Genomic DNA, 19,274 nt, shown 5'->3' on the forward strand with positions numbered 1-19,274 from the left:
AAAAGTATTACAACTAAAATTCCCTGTTCCCTTTCCTATATATGATTATCGCTGATGAAAGCTAAAGAAGTTGTGAGACGATATGCAGCAGGAGAAAGGGATTTCCGCAGGGTAAATCTTAGAGGTCAGTCATTTCAGGGGAAAGACCTTTCAGGGGCAGATTTTAGTGAAGCTGATATTCGAGGAACAAACTTTAAGAATGCTATTCTAACAGGAACTAAGTTCTGTAAGGCGAAGGCTGGATTACAACGACCCTGGGCAATTGGTTTGCTCATTGTATCATTATTGCTGTCAGGAATAATAGGAACCTGGTCAGTAATTGCTGCGAGTTATGTAGCCAGATTGATGAAACCTGAATATACTCAGCAATACAGCTGCTTACCTGGAATACTATTTTTCATTGTTTTAGCATTTATACTTATCACTTTTGCCTCTAAGGGGTTTACAGAAAAAGCTTTTCGGTCAGTCGCTATCGCTGTACTTTTCGCTATTGTTGTCTTATGCGTTGGTATTATCTATGGCTTTATTGAAAGCAACCGGGAGAATTTATCGAAACATGTAATGGAATTTTCCAATGCTGTAGGAGGGGGCACTGGTGCTATTATAGTGGCACTCAATGGTTCGGTTTTAATTACTATTGCTGGTATTGTTGGGGGTTCTGTATGGAGTATTTTTGCTTCTACAATTAATGCTATTTTTGCCATATTATTTTTTTTATTTTACAGATATTTGATTAATGAGGCGGAGATTTTTCATAACTTCGCTTATGACGCTGTTTTTATAATTAGCACTATTCTTGTTGTTTATTCAAGTATTTTGATTGCTTGGGGTGCATTAGGGGAAGACAATAATTTTACCTTAGTTAGGGAAATTTCCATAGCCTTGGCCGCGACCAGAGGTACAAGTTTTTATAATGTAGACCTAACCAATGCTGATTTTACGGGAGCTATCCTCAAAAGTACAGATTTAAGGGAGGCTACTATCACTCATACTTGTTGGCGAGATACTATAAAAATTGACCAAGCTAGACCAGGTAAAACTATCTTAGCTGATACTGCTGTCAGAGAATTCTTGGTTAATGGTAATGGTTATAAAAAGTATTATAGGGGTTGTGTTCTTAGTGGTGCGAATTTAAGAGGAGCTAATCTAAATTATGCTAATCTAAAACAGGCTGATCTTAGCGAAGCCACTTTAGAAGAGGCTAATTTAGAATGGGCTAATTTAACTGAAACTAATTGTATTGATACGGATTTTACTCATGCTTATTTTACGGGAGCTTGTTTAGAAGCGTGGAATATTGATTCAACAACTAGGTTAACTAACGTTGATTGCCGGTTTGTTTATCTGTTAGAAAACCCTGAGCCAGGAACAGATAACCGTGAGCGTCGTCCAAGTAGCGGCGAATTTCAACCAGGAGAATTTACTAAGCTATTCCAAGAGGTCTTAAATACTGTTGACCTGATTTTCCGAAACGGTGTTGACTGGAAAGCTTTTGTTACTGCTTTCAAAAAAGTCCAAGTAGAGAATGAAGATACCGAACTAGCTATTCATAGTATTGAAAATAAAGGGGATGGTGTAGTTGTTGTTAAGGTAAGTGTTCCCCCTGACACAAATAAGGAAAAGATTCATAGTGACTTCACGCAAAACTATGAACTTGCCCTCAAAGCTGTAGAAGAAAAATATAAAGCAGAACTAAAAGCTAGAGATGACCAGATAGTAATTTATCGTGAGCAAAGCGCAGACTTAATGAAAATTACTGAACGACTGGCTAGTAGACCTATTCAAAACATGATTGATGTTACAGCTAAAGCGGAGAATGATATGTCAGATAATTCACAGAGTTTTAATATTGATCAAAGCCAAGCTACTAATCCTAATGTTAATACTAATCATAATTTTGCTGTTGCCAACGACAATGCTAGACAATTTAACATTGCTAATTTGACACCAGAGCAAACCCAAAGCTTAGCCGAAGCAGCAGCTTAAATTCAGCAACTCCTAAACCAACTATCCCAGAATAATCCCACTACAACAAGCAAAGATAAGATGATAGTTGTAAGTGAAGTTGTTGACCAAATTGAGAATAACCCAACCCTAAAAGCCAAGGTGATCAATGCCCTGAAAGCAGGAGGAGTAGAAGCCTTCAAGGAAGCCATAGATCATCCTCTGGTTAATATTTTGATGGCTACGATTGAGGGATGGAGAGAGGTTTAGGCGTAAGCTATCAGCTATCAGCTTTCAGCTATCAGTTATCAGCTATTAGCTAATGGGCTACGCCCACGCTACTTGAGGTGCCAAAGGCCAAGGGCTGACGGCTGACCACTGACGGCTGACCACTGACGGCTGAAGGCTGACCGCTGACCGCTCAATGCTTACAATAGGATTATCAGCTCAAGTAACAATTTTCCAATGGTTCAGCAGCTAACTCCCACCACCGATGACATTTTTTATCCGGAAAGTGACGGTAAGCCCTTGGCGGACAATACCCTTCAATTTGAACTAATTACCACCATTAAGTTTGGCCTAGAAGCCCAATTTAAAGATGACCCCAATGTCTTTGTCGCTGGGGATTTGTTGTGGTATCCAGTACAAGGACAACCAAAAATTAACCAAGCCCCGGATGTCATGGTAGTTATCGGTAGACCAAAAGGGCATCGGCCTTCTTACAAAACCTGGGTTGAAGATAACCTTAATCCCCAGGTGACCTTTGAAATAGCCTCACACACAAACACTATCAAGGAACTAGAAGAGGATAAACTCAAGTTTTACCAGACCCATGGAGTAGAAGAGTACTATCTTTTTGACCCAAATCGAACAAAACTAAAAGGCTGGTTGCGTTCATCAGAAACCTTAGAACCCATCCCCCAGATGCTTGGTTGGGTTAGTCCTCGTTTAGGAATTACCTTTGACTTAGTAGACTCGGAATTGGTACTGTATTATCCTAATAGAGAGCGCTTTGCTACTTATCTGGAAATTGTTGAACAGAGAGATATGGCTCAACAACAAAGAGATATCGCTCAACAACAAAGAGATATGGCTCAACAACAGGTAGAGTTTGAAAGGTTGGAAAAAGAGCAAGCCCAGGAAGCTTTAGAGCAACAAAGCTTGGCAAAAGCACAAGCCCAGGAAGCTTTGGAGCTTGAACGAAGTCGTATGAAAGCCTTACTGGAACAATTACAAGCGAAAGGGATAAATCCAGAGGATTTTGAACTATAATCTAAGTTATCAGCTATAAGTAGTCAGCTATCAGCTTAAAGCTGACTACTTATAGCACTCGAACTAAAGGTTAAGACATATTTCTGCTCCCAGATCCGCTGTTCCCTATTCCCTATTCCCTATTCCCTGCTCCCTTTAAACCAAATGCAAACTAACCCCATCTGTCTGAGAATTAAGCAACAACAACTGAGCCGGTAGAGCCTGTTTAGTCTGACTATTCCAGATAGCCAAACGGGCTTCTAAAGATGACTTCAGCTCCTGAGTGGTTCCAGTTAAATATAGTGCTTCTAAATTAACCGCTTCTACGCCATCAACGGCCTGAATTAATGCTGTTACTTCTGCGGCTGTTACCCCTTGACCAAAGGTACGCTGTTCAAAGTCAAAAGCAGACACTAATAGTGTTTTAACTTCAGATAAAACCAGATCGCTGCGATAACGAGAATCCACCCATATCCCGGCTTGAAGATTAAAGTAAAGGGCTTCATAACTATCAATTTCAACCTTAGACGCTACCGCCAGACGGCGCTGCTGAGCTGGGTCACGAGCAGCATTAATCCCGTTGAAGAGATTAGTATATAATATCGAATCAGGGCTGACTTGATTGCCATTACGGTCTGCAATGGTAAGGTGAATCAAGGGCAGGTTTTGCCCAATCTCTAAAGTAGCTACCGTAGCTTTACCAATACCAGCAAAGGTACGGGTAAATGTCTCAAAATCTTGCACTGAGACAATGCGCTCCATGGGCAAAATATTGACAGGAGCTTGAGACCGAGCTTGGTCACGGGTTTCTGCAGAAGCTGCTCCGATGGCGGGTAGGGGATTAGTAACCTCTACAATTCCCAAGGGTCTGGTTTGGAGAACAGTAAGACTGCCAGCCCCTACTTCCCCATCCAAGCCGATTCCACTGCGATAGGTGGCGGTAATATTTTCATCTCCTGTGGGTAGACGAGCACCGCTTTGTCCATCCCCAAAGGTAATGTTAGTTAGGACTTACGCATTTGCCCCCTAAATCCCCCAATTCTGGGGGACTTTGACATCATTACCCCCCAGAATTGGGGGGCTAGGGGGGCGAAATAAACTTCACCGCGTAAGTCCTGATTAGTGTTGCCATTATCATCAATACGGACAATGTAGGCTTGGCGGCGGTCGTCTAAACCATAAAGCGATCGCACTTCTTCCCACACTATATTATTGACCCTTACCTCCAAAGTGGTTTCACTACCGCTAGAGGTAGCAGCAGAAATGTAGGTTAAGGGAGGCTTCTGGAGTACAAACTTCTGATTTCCTAAGGTACCATCACCACTACCAAGTACTTCATCCACCACTGTTTCACCATGAGTAGCTTGAGCAACATTAGCATTAATGGTTACTGTGGTGCGGTCGTAACGGTTTTGGAGTGACTGAGTCAGGGTGAGAGTAATAGCAAGAGTAAGTAAATAGCGATCGCACAACAGTATTGGGCAAGCTGGTATTCACAGGAGTCCAACTTTCGGAACCCTCTGCTGTGGCGGGAATGCGATGTTCAACAATAGTCAGAGACCCAGTCCCAATGGTTATCCAGCTTTCCCCGCCATCAGTGGAGCGAAACACATTACCACCAGTGGCTCCAGCAAACAGATGGCCTTGAGAGTTAATCGTCAGGGCATGAATATCAGTATTGGTCAAGCCTTGGTTAATGGGAATCCATTCCTGACCACCATCGGTAGAGTAAAAAATCCCCTTATGAGTGCCAGCAAAAACCACATCTTGCCAGGTAGCCAAAGCTCGGATATCAGCATTTTTCAATAGACCTGTAGACACGGAATTCCAATTGTTTCCGCGATCGGTAGAGTAAAAAATACCACCTGCGATCGCACTATACTTACGCTTGGTATCATCTGGTAACTCTTTCCAATCGGGAGCATTGCTACCAAATAGGTTAATTTGCTGTCGAAAGGCAAAGACTTGGGGGGATTCGATGCTGGGTTGGTCTGGTGCTGGGGACCAAGTAACTTTGGTGTAACCGTCTTGAGTATTGGGTTCAACGGTTTGTAAGGTCAGAAAATGACCTTGATTGGATGCTGCTGCAGACGGGTCGATCAGTATCAGTAAATTACCAGGTTGGAGTTGGGTATTGATGCCTTCTAGGAATAGTTCGGTAGTGTTACTACTAATTGACTGGGTTTGTTTGACCAAAGGTCGATAAGGTGTCAGGGCATTCCATTGTGCTCTGGCTTCAATCTCCTCAATCGTTTCAAAGGTCTGAGGTAGTTCCCCTTGTCCTGGAACACTTTGAACTTTGGTTCCTTTGGGAACTGTAGCAACGCTAGTCGTACCAGGGGTATCGTCAACGGTGAAAGCTAGGAAAGTACTAGCCGCAACACCAGGATTAAGCTCGTAGCCGATAGTGCGAGTTAATTCCAGAACCGAGAGCCGTTCAGTGGCTGTGTTGAGATACCCTTCATTAGCAATCCGTTCTTGGTAGAAGCTAAGCACATCAACAACAGTAGCTAAGCTATCCAGAAATGCGATCGCAGGGTCATCTCGGTGGCTGGTATTGAGAGTAGCCAGAGGTCGGTTACCTTGGTCTGAGTCATTTGGGGAAGCCGTTTGAGTACGCAGACCAGCTAGCATCCGTTGGAAGCTGGTGCCATGGGTGCTAACTCGATAGGCTAATGTGGTTAGGCCAGGGGAATTGTAGTGAGATGTCATATGTATAGAACAGGGAGTGTGGGGAGGGTGGGGAGATGGGGAGATGGGGAGATGGGGGGATTTTTATTAAGGGTCATTATCCGGACATTCTATCCTATAGAATAATCCGGGCATCCTATCCTGTATAATAGAACTGGGAACAGGTACGGTAGAGCCCTAATTATCCGGACATGATATTATTTGATCGCTGCCATAGCGCGATCACGACAAAGCTTCAGCCGTTCAGCTAAAACCAGCACTTGGGGTTCCCGGATAACCGAGAAATGGTCGCCGGGAATTTCGTGTACTTCTATTTCCCCACCGACCAAATTGCGCCAACCTAGAGTGGGATCACCAGCTATGTCTATGGGCTGCTCGCTGGCATTGAACAGGGCAATATTCCCTGGATAAGGTTGCGGTTCATAATTATAAGACGCAAAAGCCGTAGTTTTAAAAACCTCGAACAAGCTTTCAACATCCTCCACTTTTACCTCTTCCGGCAGCAAATCAATCATTTTAGCTCGTTCCAGGACATATCCCAATCGCTGCTCTGGCATCAGTTGTTGGAGTTGATCGACAGATACCGGCACTTCCTTCCCCCGAGGAGCGCTCATTTCCTGAGCAAATTCTCTTGGATAGTAAATATCCAGACCCAAGTTTCTTCCAGGCGTGCTGTCAACTAGAAGCCTGTGGTGTTCTGGACCGGAGGATTGTATCAGTGCTAGCAATCCTAAGGTATCCCCTTGTTGGTGTAACTGTTGTGCCATTTCTAATGCTAAGTGACCGCCCACACAAAAACCAACTAAATAGTAGGGACCCCGAGGTTGAATAGTTTTAATCCCTTTGATGTGGTGAATAGCGAGGTCCTTGAGAGTGCTAAAAGGTTCCCGTTCCCCATTGAGACCGGGGGCTTGCAAGCCGTAAATCGGTTGCTCGGTCCCCAGATTGCGGACTAAATCGAGATAAAATAAGACAGTGCCGCTGCTGGCAGGGACTAAGAACAGAGGTGGTAAATTTCCATCGGGCTGCATTGCCACCAGGGTAGACATTGACCGAGAATCTGGGTCAGAGCGAATAGAAGTAGCAAGCTGCTCGATAGTCGGATTTTGTAACAGCGTGGCCAAAGATAGATTTTTGTCAAACTGCCGTTGAAGCCGAGCGATTAAAGCGATCGCTAACAACGAATGACCACCGATATCAAAGAAATTATCTCGGACTCCTACCGGAGAAACCTCTAAAACCTCCGACCAGATTTGTGCCAGTTGTAATTCAAGGGTATCCCGAGGTGCAATAAAATTAGCATTGCTACCGCTAGTTCCCTCCGGTGCGGGAAGGGCCCGGCGGTCAATTTTACCATTGGGAGTCAGGGGCAGGGAATCTAGCATCACAAAAGCCGAAGGCACCATATAGTCCGGCAGCTTTTGCTTCAGAAAATCCCGCAGTTTCGGCGTCAGTTCTCGCACCTGCTTCCGATACAAAGGGTTATTGGCAAAATCGCTCCAATTCTTCCAAGGAGATAGAGAGCGAGGCCGATCGAAAACTATTGTCGGAACCACATAAGCCACGAGGCGCTTGTGACCTGCTTGATCTTCCCGGACGATGACAGCACTTTGCCCAACTTCCGGGCGGGTCGCCAGTACCGATTCGATTTCTCCTGGTTCGATGCGGAAGCCACGAATTTTTACCTGGTTGTCGATGCGACCGAGAAGTTCGATGTTACCGTCCGGGAGATAGCGTGCCTTATCCCCCGTTTTGTAAAGACGTGCTCCTGCCTCTTGGCTGAAAGGATTGGCAATAAACTTTTGCGCGGTTAATTCCGGACGGTTGAAATAGCCTCGGGCTAGACCCACACCCCCGATATGCAGTTCCCCCGGTACGCCGATGGGAACCGGTTGGAGAGCATCGTCGAGAATATAGAGAAGTATGTTGGCAAAGGGTTTGCCGATAGGAACTGGAGACTCTAGGGGTAGATTAATCTCGGTACTTTCAAAATAGCAACTGTCAATAGTTGCTTCGCTCGCTCCATAAGAATTTACTAACCGAGTTTGGGCACCGCAGAACTGTCTAAATTTTTGGTATTCTTTGACAGACCAACTATCAGAACCGATCACCAGTAATCCCATGAAATCGAGGTTTTGCTTGGTATTCTCCAAATACTCAATTAAATACCTCATCACTGCTGGCACAAATTCGGCACAATCGACTTGCTCTTGGAGCATCAACCGATACAGCTTTTCTGGTTCCAACAAAAATTCCCTCGGACAGAGAACTAATTTAGCTCCTGAACAAAGGGCTCGCACCCAATTTCCTGTAAAAACATCAAAGGAGAAACTCGCCATTTGCAGATGGCTGTTCTCTGGACTTAGTTGATAGGCTTGCTCCCAAGCTCGATAAGCATTCACCAGACTTTGATGCTCGACCTGCACCCCTTTCGGTTTTCCTGTCGAGCCTGAAGTGTAGATGACGTAAGCCAAAGAAGTCGGTTTGGCACGAAGCCCGAGATTTTCCTGACTATACTGAGAAATGACCGACCAATCTTTATCCAAGAAAACAATCCGCCCCTGGCTTTCTGGCAGTCGAGCCACGGATTTTTCTGAAGCCAACAGCAAAAACAGTTGGGAGTCTTGTAGTAGATAAGTCAGGCGATCGCGCGGATAGCTCGGGTCTAAGGGCAGATAAGCCCCGCCCGCTTTGAGAATGCCCAGCAATCCTACCATCATTTCGATAGAGCGCTCTACGCAAATCCCTACCATTTCCTCCAGACCGACTCCGATCGATTCTAAATAGCGAGCTAATTGATTGGCGCGATCGTTCAATTCTCGATAGGTAATTTTTTCCTGCTGAAAAACTACAGCCACCGAATCAGGCGTTCGTTGTACCTGCTCTTCAAATAACTGATGAATGCACTTATATTGGGGATAGTCTGTGAAATTATTGTTCCATTGCACTAACAATTGATGTGTTTCCTCTCCCGTCAGCAGGGGTAAAAACGCAATTTGCTGCTCTGGATTGGTGACAATGGACTCTAGCAAACAAATAAACTGTCTTGCCCAGCGGTGAATAGTTTTGGCATCAAACAGGTCGGCACTATATTCCCAGATCACATGGAGAGATTTGCCAATTTCCTCAATTCCCAAAATCAAATCAAATTCCGAACCCTGTTCGTGTACGGCTAAGTATGGCTCCATAGACAGTACTTCTTCCCCTGCCAGGCGCTCGGGTGTCTGCGGGTTGTACCAGCGATGCTTGCGCCAAGTGAAATCGACTTGAATTAGGGGATTTCGGCTGGCATCTCGGGGAGGGTTGAGCCGTTGTACTAATAAATCGAAGGGATAATCTTGATGAGCTTGTGCCTCTGTTACCGTTCGATGGATGCGGGCGAGAAATTCTGCGAAGGTAGGATTGTCTGCTAGATTTGCCCGCCATACCACCTCGTTGGCAAAGTAACCGACAATGCTTTTAAACTCCTCAACGCTCCACCTCGCTGCCATTGGGCTTCCTAGCAGGATGTCGTCTTGGCCTGATAAGCGATGTAACAGGACAAAGAAGGCAGCCAGCATAATCCGATAAAGACTGACTCCTTGCTCGGCAGCCAGTTGTCGCAGTTTCTTGATCAGTCCTCCATCAAGTTCGACAATATGGAATTCATTCCGACCGCTCAAAACCTTGGGTCGCCTTCTGTCTGTTGGCAAATTCAAAGTCGGTAAGGAGTCGGCGAGTGTTTGGTGCCAATAGCGAAAGAGTTCTTCTCCTCGGGCGGACTCTAGCATCTGAGTAGCCCAAGACACATAGTCGGCATATTGCCAAGGGGAATCTGGCAGCAAGTTAGCAATTTTTGCTTCTGGGAACTTCTTGACTTCTGCCGCATATAAAATTTGGAATTCTTTGAGAAGCAAGTCAAAGGACCACCGATCGCCTACAATGTGGTGCAGGGCGATTAATTGGACAAACTCTTGGGTTGAGCGGGCAAACAGCCCCAGCCGCAAGACCGGGCCCGTTTCTAAATTGAAGGGACCCTCTACTGCTACCAGAATTTGCGTCTTTAACTCGTCCTCGTCCCATCCAGAAGCGTCTGTTACCTCAATCTCAATCTTGGAGTCTTGACTAACTACTGCAACGGGTTTGCCGTCCCGAGTCCTATAGGTAGTTCGCAGAATCGAATGTCGTTCAACCAGCTTCTGCCATGCCCTCCGCCAAGCCTCTAGGTCCAACTCGACCGCCAGACGAGTGGTGATAAATATGTTGTAAGCTAAGCTTTCTGGATTCTTCTGGTATATGAACCATAAGGCTTGCTGTCCCTGTGAGAGAGGGAAAAAATACTGATCGTTTTCTCTAAATAGGTTCTGCATTCGGACTCTATGCAATAAGAATTTGAGAGTACTTTTCCAATTACTTACAGTTGTTTACCTACCTACCCCCAACCCTTTAAAATAGTGGATCAGTTGCTTGGCTTTGGCATTCAACTTTCTATAAATGAGTTACTTTTCATCAAATACAAAAAGACAACTGGGATTGTATCACAGGGCAAACGCCTATTGTGAATAAACCGGGGATAGTTCTCAATAAACCCTGGCTTTTTGTGCTTGTTGACAAGGCATTTTATACATATAGTGTTTATTTTCTATTGATAAAACACTATATATAGTAATCCTAAAGAATTTGTAAAATCTGCAAAATCTAAAATCCTTGGTGGGGAAGGGTTATAGCGATTCGGCGTTCGCGCAGCTTGGCCTACGGCCACAGCCGACGCGATCGCGAACGCGATCGCTTCTGCCACTATATTTCTATATTTCACGAATCATATAGGATTGCTATATAGGACAGACGAAAATTAGATGGGTTTTCCCTCTCACCCTCCCCACAATCCTTTGAGTTATAGATTTACAACAAGAAGGTGTACCCTCTAATCACAAACCGCCTTGTAAATAAAACTGACTTCTGCCATTTTCAGGAGTATCGGGGTTATTATCCAAACGAGCAACAGCTAATGGCTCAATCAAGATTTGACCTGCTGCCAATTCCCCTCGATCGGTTTGTCCCCACTCACGGAAGCGGGTTGGCTCAACCCAGTCAACCCCAGGCACTGCCATGGCTTGGTTAACAATTTGGCTAAGATAGACCGCTTGACCGAAGGTAAAATTGTCAGGATGGAAGAAACCCCGTTGACCGACCGCTAAGTCTGTGTTGCTGAAGGTTTCCATAAGCGATCGCTTCACACTGCTCTGGAAATAGTTAGGCAAGACATGTACTGTCAAAGCAATATCGAGATTAACAAAATAGGGAGCCTGGATTTCGATATCATGACCCATTAAGCGATAGGGAGCCATAAAAGCCAGTAGCTCTTCCCTAAATTGGGCATCAATCGGTCTACCACTATACCGATCCACAACAATAAATACGCTATACCAACTCCCTGTCCAACGCAACTGAGCTGCTGCTTTTTGGACTTCTGGATGACGCTGGATGGTAGTGGCATAGTCGGATTCGGTCACGCAGCGTTCAGGGGTTCGGAAGGCTTGGGGAGCGTATAACCGTGCTTGCTCAATCGGTTCCGGGTCAATTCCCCCTTGAGCTGCGATGGGATTCCGTACTCCAATTACCTGTTTGACCAATTCACCATAGGCTTCACTAGTGACTGGTTCCAGATGAGCGATCGCATCAAGTCCCACATTACCCACCAAACCATTACCAATCCGGTAGTTGGTCATCAGCTGGGAATCTGGACTAGGTTGCTTGCCTTGAACACTATCACCAAAGCGCAGATAGGCAGTGCCATCACTCTCCATTTCCACCACAAAATCCGCAGCAAATCGGTCACTATTCAATAGGTCACGATGCACCAACCAGGTTTCACCAGTATCCGATTGTAAAGTGATCTGAGGCACTGCGGAACGGGGGTCTTGAACAAGCGTTGTTGCCACCGCTTCCAGAATTGCTTGCTGGTGGTTGTAAGGCACACTGTGGGTGAGACCAGTGCGAGACAACTTGGGACGATAACGACCAATGGTTGGGATAGTGGGCAGTATCTCTGTCCCCTCTTTAGGATAAGGCTCGCCATGGTCAGCCAAAACAATATTCCCCCGAGCCACTGTGATATCTGTGATTGGGCCAGTGCTACTCAGAGTTGCTAGCCATAGTTGGTAAGGCAGAGCATCCTGGGGGTGCCATTCAATCTCAGTAATATCTACTGGCTGATCAGTTGGGGGATGATGAAATTGACCACCAAGGGGGTCTTCTGTGGGAGTTACCTTAGTTAACCGTACTGGATGACGGTTTTGGGGGTTAGCCCCAGCCCTTAAACCAGTGTTTGGGTCTCTTACCTCTTCAAAGATCAACACATCCCCTGGTTGCAAAGCCAGATGTCCCATTAATGTTGCTTTGGTCTCTTGCTTCGACAGAAACCATTCCCTTGCTCCCCAGGTATAAAATTTAATCTCATTGTGGGCAGCAAATAGTTCCTGGGAATGTAAGGTTTGAAAGGTTTTTGCCCCTTGAGCCAAGACCTCACTCTTAGCAGAAGAATTAGGATCGATTACCGACCCTTGACCAGAAACATGGGTTAGTAAAAGAGTTCCGTTTTCTAGCAGCCCCTCATTAACATTTACTGCTACCTGCACCCAGACTCTAGCATTGCAGCCCTCGTGCAACACGTAATCTACCAGCCTGCCGTGGCGGCGTACAGACGTGCGGCGGCGAGCTGTACCAAGGTAGGCTTCAGTAGCTACAGCATCCTGATAGTAACTGAGGTAGTCAGCAGAGTAGGCCAATACTTCCACCAGCGCAATCCCTAAATCCGCAGGATTTCGCTCTAGCCATTGAGGCATCACTTCCGACAAGCGGTTGAGCATTAATTGCCGAAAGCTGCTATAGTCTTTAGCTAAGTAATCTATCTCCGGTACCGACAGGGTTTCTATATCACTTGAGGATACTGGCTGGGGGTCAAAAGTAACTTGGTCTGGACGTTTGAAGGAAAAATTGACCCGCTCAAAAAACGGATCGAGGTTGCTAATATTAACCAGTTGTAGCGTATAGGTAGATAAATCACTAACCTGGGACTTAGTAGGAGCTTTGTATTCCACCAACAGTGTCAGCACATTCCCACTAGGTGGTTGGATTTCCAGGAGCCTAACATCAGTAGTTGTAACCGCCGTACCTCTAGTGATGCGAATATTTCTAGAGGTCAGGTTTGAGAGCACTTCCTGGGTTGCTTGTGTGGAAGCTGGTACAAAATGAAGCTTTAGCGCCCACTTATTCGGTTCATTCGGTGTCTGTTGTGATTCCACCTGAATGTAATCCAGCCCGATCTGTTTAGTTTGACGACTAAGAGCGATCCGGCGTTGGTGTCGGAACATGTGTTCAGCTGTTACCAAGTCTGTCATCATCACAACCCTCGCTCAAGCTCAGTTACCTGAGGCTGTTGATTACGCCGAATCACATACTGCACTGTGACTCGCAATTTAGTATCTTCACTCTCCACTTGCACCCTCTCGACTTGAATTAACTCCCCTAACCACTGCTGCAACGACCCTTGAACCAGAAACTGAACCGCAGTACTGAGTTCCTCACTATTCGGAGAAAAGACCAGCTGCATCAGACTGCAGCCCAAGGTCGGGCGGTTGACCCGTTCTCCTGGGGAGGCTAGGGAACAGCAGCAATAAGTATAACAAAGTATACTAAAGTCTAGAATTATATGTTAGACTTTAATTATGGCATTAGTACCAATCCGTAAGGCGGTCGAACTTACAGGACTCTCTAGAAACACTTTGAGGAAGTATGCAGACAATGGCACGCTCAAATGTGAGCGGACTCCAAGCGGATATCGCCTCTTTGACACAAACAGCCTCCTCAGTCTCGGAAAAAACAAAGGGAGTGGACAAGCTACAATCTGTTACTGCCGAGTCAGTAGTGGTAAACAATTTGACGACCTCGCCAGACAGATCGCCTACATGCACTCCCTCTTCCCGGAAGCGGAAATCGTCAAAGACATCGGTTCAGGACTCAACTACAAAAGAAAAGGTCTTCGAGCCATACTGGAACGACTTATGCGTGGCGATCAACTCACAATTGTTGTTGCCTATCGAGACAGACTCACCCGATTTGGGTTTGAACTCTTTGAGCACTTAGTCAGTCTCAACGGTGGAAAAATCCTGGTTCTCGACAACCCTGAAAGTTCTCCAGAATCAGAACTTACCGCAGATCTTCTCTCCATCATTCACGTCTTCTCTTGCCGGGTTCACGGACTCAGAAAATACGGCCAAAAAATCAAAGAAGATTCGAGTGTTCCTAAACCCTGAACAGCGAGCAATTGTCCGCCACTGGTTTGGGGTATCCCGTTACGTTTTCAATAAGACCGTCAAAATACTCGAAAATGGCGAAGTTAAAGCAAATTGGAAAGCCATGAAAACTGGTATTATAAATGACCTTCCTGAATGGTGTAAGACAGTGCCTTATCAAATCAAATCTATAGCGATAAAGGATGCTTGTACCGCTGTCAGGGTCAGAAGTTACCGCAAGGATAGTGGAGCCTTTATAGTTGGCAGGCTATGCAGATAAGGGTTAAAACTTATTGATTAAGGCTCCACTAACAATCAGGTTTCGTCTCCGGAGGCCAAGAAAAAATACAAAAAGACAGCGCAGATTAATCGGGTAAAGTTCAGATCTCGTAAAAATTGGGTACAAACTTGTTATATTCCAAAGTCGGCGGTTTCTATTAAAGGAATTTATTACACGATATTAAGTGAAATAACCTTTACTGAAACACTTCCCGTTCGCGCAGCGTCGGCTACGCCGAATCACATCTGCGATTGTTGATTGACTAGCACCAACGGGGACTATTATTTAGTAGTTCCCTATAAGACAACTCAAGGAGAAACCGAAAACCAAGGTAGAGTAGTTGCCTTAGATCCTGGTGTTAGAACTGTCTTGATGCAGTCGCTCATGGGGGAAACCACGGCAGTCGCTCATGGGGGGGACCCCCAAAACCGCGCTGCCTCCCCAAGACCGCGCNTTAAAACTTATTGATTAAGGCTCCACTAACAATCAGGTTTCGTCTCCGGAGGCCAAGAAAAAATACAAAAAGACAGCGCAGATTAATCGGGTAAAGTTCAGATCTCGTAAAAATTGGGTACAAACTTGTTATATTCCAAAGTCGGCGGTTTCTATTAAAGGAATTTATTACACGATATTAAGTGAAATAACCTTTACTGAAACACTTCCCGTTCGCGCAGCGTCGGCTACGCCGAATCACATCTGCGATTGTTGATTGACTAGCACCAACGGGGACTATTATTTAGTAGTTCCCTATAAGACAACTCAAGGAGAAACCGAAAACCAAGGTAGAGTAGTTGCCTTAGATCCTGGTGTTAGAACTGTCTTGATGCAGTCGCTCATGGGGGAAACCACGGCAGTCGCTCATGGGGGGGACCCCCAAGACCGCGCTGCCTCCCCAAGACCGCGCTGCATCGCTTTTTGACATTTTTCAGTGAGACTTCTATTGGGAAGATTGGCCATGGTGACTTTTCTCGGATCCAACGATTATGTCATCACTTAGACAATTTAATTTCAAAAATTAGCAAAGCTAAGGGTAAGCAAAAGCGTCGAAGGAGAAAAGCCGCCAGGAGGATGATTATTAGAATTCAAAATCTGGTAAATGAACTGCATCACAAAGCGGCAAGATTCCTAGTTGATAACTTTGACGTAATACTGCTTCCTACCTTTGAGACGTCTGAGATGTCTAAAAAGCAAAATCGATAACTTAGATCTAAAACGGTTCGCAATATGCTTTCTTTTGCCCACTATCGGTTTAAAGAGTTCTTAAAGCATAAAGCAGCCGAAAACCGAAAAATAGTTGTTGATGAAAGCGCAAGCCTATACTAGCAAGACTGTTAGCTGGACTGGTGAACTAGTCAATATCGGCGGGAGCAAGATTATCAAATCAAAAATCGATAACCAACAAATGGATTGACCTTTGGTCACGCTTCGCGAACGTGACATCAATGGCGCTCGTGGGATATTCCTACGGGCTTTGGGAGATACCCCCTGGCTGAGAGATTCGGCAAAGCCGACACTTCGTGAACAGCTTGCATTGGCGGGTAATGGTCTATCTTGGTAGACTTTGGTAGCTAAAAAGTATCGGTAAACAGTAATTGTTCCATCAGCTGAGGGATGTGTTCCTCAGAGGTAGCCTCTGCTGTCCGCCTCCGCCCATCGATTTGGAAAGCATAGCCAATCTCCATTGCTAGATAGATAGCTCTGACAACTCATTCACCCTTAGCCTGCTCCCTAAGTGAGTTTATCTGGCTTACCAGGTTGGGTTGATTTGGGTTAAAAATAGTGAAACCCAACCTTGGTAAGGGTTTGGTTCGGTTTTGTTACTGCTCCAGGGCTCTCTAGGGAAAATCTTTGATTTTGGGAGTTTTCTGGAAAACTATTGAAGCGATCGCTTGAAAATGCGAACGCGCCCCGCGTGACCGTTCGCGTAGCGTGGCCTTTTGGCCAAGGTCAATCGCATTCACAAATCTTAATAATTTCTAGACTACTTTGCTGCTACTGGGGGCTTGAATTGTTTGCTATAGGGTACCTAAATCAATGGTGAGAATTTTTGATGCCATATTCCCGAATCCCGACTCCCGACTCCCTGTTCCCTTTTAGATAACTGGGGTTTTAGGGGACAATAGTATTCCCTGAATTTTATATCTAAGTCTCTGAAGAAAACCTGCATCTGGGGGCAGGGCTAACCTCAATCCACCGATGATTTGTTGTAGGTCATCATTAGTCAATTCATCTAGAAAACTTTCCGGGTCATCAAATAATTCAGCACCACTGGGTTTGAGGTCATTAATCTTGATATTACTCATGCCGTTTATTCTCCAAGTAATATATAGTTTGAGGCTCAATCCATGAGGATTTTATGGATTAATTATCATCCTAGCTAGCTAAAATTAACTATCCATAATAATTAATAATAAAATTGGACATAAAAGTAAAAATTATGTCTTATTACTTAGGGTTTGCTGAAAAAGTCTTTTGGTATGGGATTGAGTCAGCGAGTGTGGAGTCAGGAGTTAGGATAAATGGGAATTATATAGGAGGTAGTCGGAAGAATTGTCCCTTGATTTTTCTGCTCTTGTCTGCCCAAAATGTGAATTAAATGAGCTTTTTCGACCGAAAAGCTTGCCCTTTTTTCGATCCAAAAAGGCTAAAACCTTTATCTGTCAATGCTTTGAGAGTTAATCAGCCAGCCCTACTTACCCATCAAAACTGGTTTATTGTAAGCGGTCAGCGATCAGCTTACGGCTGACCGCTGACCGCTAAATGCTTACAGCAATCCGTGGCGAGATCAGTTCATACTTGATCAGGATCCACTCCCATGGCTCGTAAGCGAGCAGCCAGTTGCTCAGCTCGTTGTTGAGCTTGGGCTAATTGCTGTTGAGCTTGGGTAGCTTCTTGTTTAGCTTGAGCTGCTTGTTCTTGAGCTTGCACTGCTTGTTGTTGAGCTTGAGCTGCTTTTTCTTCAGCTTGCACTGCTATCTCTTCAGCAGTAGGTAGCACAATTCCCTCTAAAGTAGCCCAACGTAACCAAGTCGTATCGACATTATTTTTATAGACCCCTTGCCAACGGACTAAGGCTAATCCTAATCTTTCGCTAATTAGTCGTCCTTGTTCNATCAGCTTACGGCGGACCGCTGACCGCTAAATGCTTACAGCAATCCGTGGCGAGATCAGTTCATACTTGATCAGGATCCACTCCCATGGCTCGTAAGCGAGCAGCCAGTTGCTCAGCTCGTTGTTGAGCTTGGGCTAATTGCTGTTGAGCTTGGGTAGCTTCTTGTTTAGCTTGAGCTGCTTGTTCTTGAGCTTGCACTGCTTGTTGTTGAGCTTGAGCTGCTTTTTCTTCAGCTTGCACTGCTATCTCTTCAGCAGTAGGTAGCACAATTCCCTCTAAAGTAGCCCAACGTAACCAAGTCGTATCGACATTATTTTTATAGACCCCTTGCCAACGGACTAAGGCTAATCCTAATCTTTCGCTAATTAGTCGTCCTTGTTCATCTTCAGTTAAAGGCTGATACACGCCATTGTGCAACCTAAATCCGGCAAAATCCTCTGGATTAAACGGGTCGTACCAAAAATATTCTGGTACTCTGACTTGGTCTTGATAGACTACTTTTTTAGTAGTTTTATCGGTGTTAGCTGTACTATCATAAATTAGCTCAATGATGACATCAGGTCCTTTACCTTCTTCCCAAACTACCCAACTTAGTCGTTCGACTTTGGGAACTCCAAGCACTACAAATACATCCGGACCAAGGCCGTAGGCCACGCTTCGCGAAGCGATGCAGCGCGGTCTTGGGGGTTTCCCCCATGAGCGACTGCATCAAGACACGGAAGTCTTGATTCCTAATTTGTGCTGCACTGAAATGAAGAAACATATTACCCCCAACATAGCCATCTTCCCACTGGGCTAACCAAGGGTATAACGGATCAATCAGCAATTCCATCTGAAGTTTATGTCGTTCCGTTTCCATGGGAATACCGTCATCACAGGGAAGTTCATATTGGGTTGGCGGTACAGGAGTATTAGGCACAACAGCAGAGGTCATGGTTTTAGACATAGTTTCTCTTTGGTGGTATCACCTACTCAACGATAACGCCCATCGCTACGGTATCGTTGAAACTCGCAAAAAAAACTAGCACTTGGTTATGTATTTTTTGACCAAACTATGGTAGAAGAGTTGCTACACTAGTTATTCTATTAGTAGTAAAATTTTATAGGACAGTATCGGAATAGTTGTTATAGAAAAGGGAACAGGGAACAGCGGATCTGGGAACAGAAATATGTCTTAACCTTTACTTCGACTGCTATATTTAGTCCGATTAGTAAGATGCGATCGCGTAGCGTGACCAAAGGTCAATCCCGTAGCGGCTCGTACCGAGCATCGCAATGCCACTTGCTTCAGTAGGGTCTAGGTCAGATTTACCCTGTGCAGACAAATCCGCTCCTGCTGTCCGGGGCGTAAGCGATCGCGTCATGGTCTCCGGATTGTACTGGAAAATAATCACACTAGCTAGGGGGTTAGCAGGGTCTAGAGCGACTATTGCCCCTCTCAACAAACGAGGGGAAAGGGGAGATGTAGCCATGAAATCCTTGTGGTTAATAAACTGCTGATCTCAAGTCCAGTTGAATACTTATTATTGAGCTAACTCATCACTTGTTAATTGTTAATTTTTGATTGTCAATGGTCAAAGTCAATATAGCAAGGGAGCAGGGAGCAGGGAACAGAGAAGAGGGAATAGGGAATAGGGAATAGCAATGCGCTGCATCAAGAGGTGCGACCCTGGCTGCCTGACACAAGTGGCTCAAAGCTTGCAATGACGTTGTTTGCTAGAAT

At 45.2% G+C, this 19,274-nt stretch carries 15 protein-coding genes and 4 pseudogenes; 7 read left to right on the forward strand and 12 right to left on the reverse strand.

All coding sequences use genetic code 11. The features are described from left to right. The first annotated feature begins 54 nt into the window (after positions 1–54). The 3 genes from BJP37_RS04645 (at position 55) to BJP37_RS04650 (ending at position 3,216) form a co-directional block, all read left to right on the forward strand. Positions 55–1,986 (forward strand): pentapeptide repeat-containing protein, encoded by a 1,932-nt coding sequence (locus BJP37_RS04645; protein WP_075896861.1) that lies wholly within the window; start codon positions 55–57, stop codon positions 1,984–1,986. Between the two features lie 60 nt (positions 1,987–2,046). After that, entirely contained in the window at positions 2,047–2,214 is a 168-nt protein-coding gene (locus BJP37_RS38485; protein ID WP_158069419.1) for a hypothetical protein, read from the forward strand. A 195-nt stretch (positions 2,215–2,409) separates the two neighbouring features. Next, the gene (locus BJP37_RS04650; RefSeq protein WP_075896863.1) at positions 2,410–3,216 is read left to right on the forward strand and encodes a Uma2 family endonuclease; all 807 of its coding nucleotides are present in this window, start codon (positions 2,410–2,412) and stop codon (positions 3,214–3,216) included. 135 nt (positions 3,217–3,351) lie between these two features. Here BJP37_RS04650 and BJP37_RS04655 read toward each other — a convergent pair whose 3' ends face one another. From BJP37_RS04655 to BJP37_RS04680, 7 genes are all read right to left on the reverse strand, one after another. Further along, positions 3,352–4,110, reverse strand: a complete 759-nt coding sequence (locus BJP37_RS04655) for a baseplate J/gp47 family protein (RefSeq protein WP_075896865.1) — start codon at positions 4,108–4,110, stop codon at positions 3,352–3,354. An 89-nt stretch (positions 4,111–4,199) separates the two neighbouring features. Continuing rightward, positions 4,200–4,667, reverse strand: a complete 468-nt coding sequence (locus BJP37_RS04660; protein WP_143727470.1) for a hypothetical protein — start codon at positions 4,665–4,667, stop codon at positions 4,200–4,202. After that, positions 4,576–5,907: a WD40/YVTN/BNR-like repeat-containing protein gene (locus BJP37_RS04665; protein ID WP_075896869.1), complete on the reverse strand. Its 1,332-nt coding sequence runs from the start codon at positions 5,905–5,907 to the stop codon at positions 4,576–4,578. Before BJP37_RS04665 ends, BJP37_RS04660 begins: the two co-directional genes overlap by 92 nt. Before the next feature lie 176 nt (positions 5,908–6,083). Continuing rightward, complete coding sequence (locus BJP37_RS04670; RefSeq protein ID WP_075896871.1) at positions 6,084–10,235, reverse strand: non-ribosomal peptide synthetase; 4,152 nt, start codon at positions 10,233–10,235, stop codon at positions 6,084–6,086. Between the two features lie 272 nt (positions 10,236–10,507). Next, entirely contained in the window at positions 10,508–10,681 is a 174-nt protein-coding gene (locus BJP37_RS38490; protein ID WP_158069420.1) for a hypothetical protein, read from the reverse strand. A 112-nt stretch (positions 10,682–10,793) separates the two neighbouring features. Beyond that, entirely contained in the window at positions 10,794–13,265 is a 2,472-nt protein-coding gene (locus BJP37_RS04675) for a putative baseplate assembly protein (protein ID WP_158069421.1), read from the reverse strand. 2 nt (positions 13,266–13,267) lie between these two features. Continuing rightward, positions 13,268–13,576, reverse strand: a complete 309-nt coding sequence (locus BJP37_RS04680) for a GPW/gp25 family protein (protein ID WP_075896873.1) — start codon at positions 13,574–13,576, stop codon at positions 13,268–13,270. Between the two features lie 16 nt (positions 13,577–13,592). On the opposite strand from BJP37_RS04680, the gene BJP37_RS04685 reads away from it, so the two are divergent. From BJP37_RS04685 to BJP37_RS44855, 4 genes and pseudogenes are all read left to right on the forward strand, one after another. After that, positions 13,593–14,180 (forward strand): IS607 family transposase, encoded by a 588-nt coding sequence (locus tag BJP37_RS04685; protein WP_075896875.1) that lies wholly within the window; start codon positions 13,593–13,595, stop codon positions 14,178–14,180. Beyond that, a pseudogene (locus BJP37_RS04690) lies at positions 14,083–14,382 on the forward strand (helix-turn-helix domain-containing protein); the annotation flags it as partial. The gene BJP37_RS04685 and the pseudogene BJP37_RS04690, both read left to right, overlap by 98 nt. A gap of 108 nt (positions 14,383–14,490) precedes the next feature. After that, positions 14,491–14,811 (forward strand): annotated as a pseudogene (locus tag BJP37_RS42155) (RNA-guided endonuclease TnpB family protein); the annotation flags it as partial. A gap of 130 nt (positions 14,812–14,941) precedes the next feature. Then, a pseudogene (locus tag BJP37_RS44855) lies at positions 14,942–15,997 on the forward strand (zinc ribbon domain-containing protein); the annotation flags it as partial. 277 nt (positions 15,998–16,274) lie between these two features. Here BJP37_RS44855 and BJP37_RS43265 read toward each other — a convergent pair. The 5 genes and pseudogenes from BJP37_RS43265 to BJP37_RS04720 form a co-directional block, all read right to left on the reverse strand. Further along, positions 16,275–16,400 carry a hypothetical protein gene (locus BJP37_RS43265; RefSeq protein ID WP_269086946.1) on the reverse strand — a complete coding sequence of 42 codons (126 nt, stop codon included), beginning with the start codon at positions 16,398–16,400 and terminating at the stop codon, positions 16,275–16,277. A gap of 132 nt (positions 16,401–16,532) precedes the next feature. Next, the gene (locus BJP37_RS04705; RefSeq protein ID WP_075896877.1) at positions 16,533–16,742 is read right to left on the reverse strand and encodes a bacteriocin; all 210 of its coding nucleotides are present in this window, start codon (positions 16,740–16,742) and stop codon (positions 16,533–16,535) included. A gap of 487 nt (positions 16,743–17,229) precedes the next feature. Further along, positions 17,230–17,436 (reverse strand): hypothetical protein, encoded by a 207-nt coding sequence (locus BJP37_RS42160; RefSeq protein ID WP_229415199.1) that lies wholly within the window; start codon positions 17,434–17,436, stop codon positions 17,230–17,232. Positions 17,437–17,611: 175 nt separating this feature from the next. Further along, a pseudogene (locus BJP37_RS04715) lies at positions 17,612–18,497 on the reverse strand (Uma2 family endonuclease). 262 nt (positions 18,498–18,759) lie between these two features. Further along, a complete protein-coding gene (locus BJP37_RS04720; protein ID WP_075896879.1) occupies positions 18,760–19,023 on the reverse strand; it encodes a hypothetical protein in 264 nt (87 codons plus the stop codon). Between the last annotated feature and the right edge of the window lie 251 nt (positions 19,024–19,274).

Source organism: Moorena bouillonii PNG, assembly GCF_001942495.1.
GTDB lineage: Bacteria > Cyanobacteriota > Cyanobacteriia > Cyanobacteriales > Coleofasciculaceae > Moorena > Moorena bouillonii.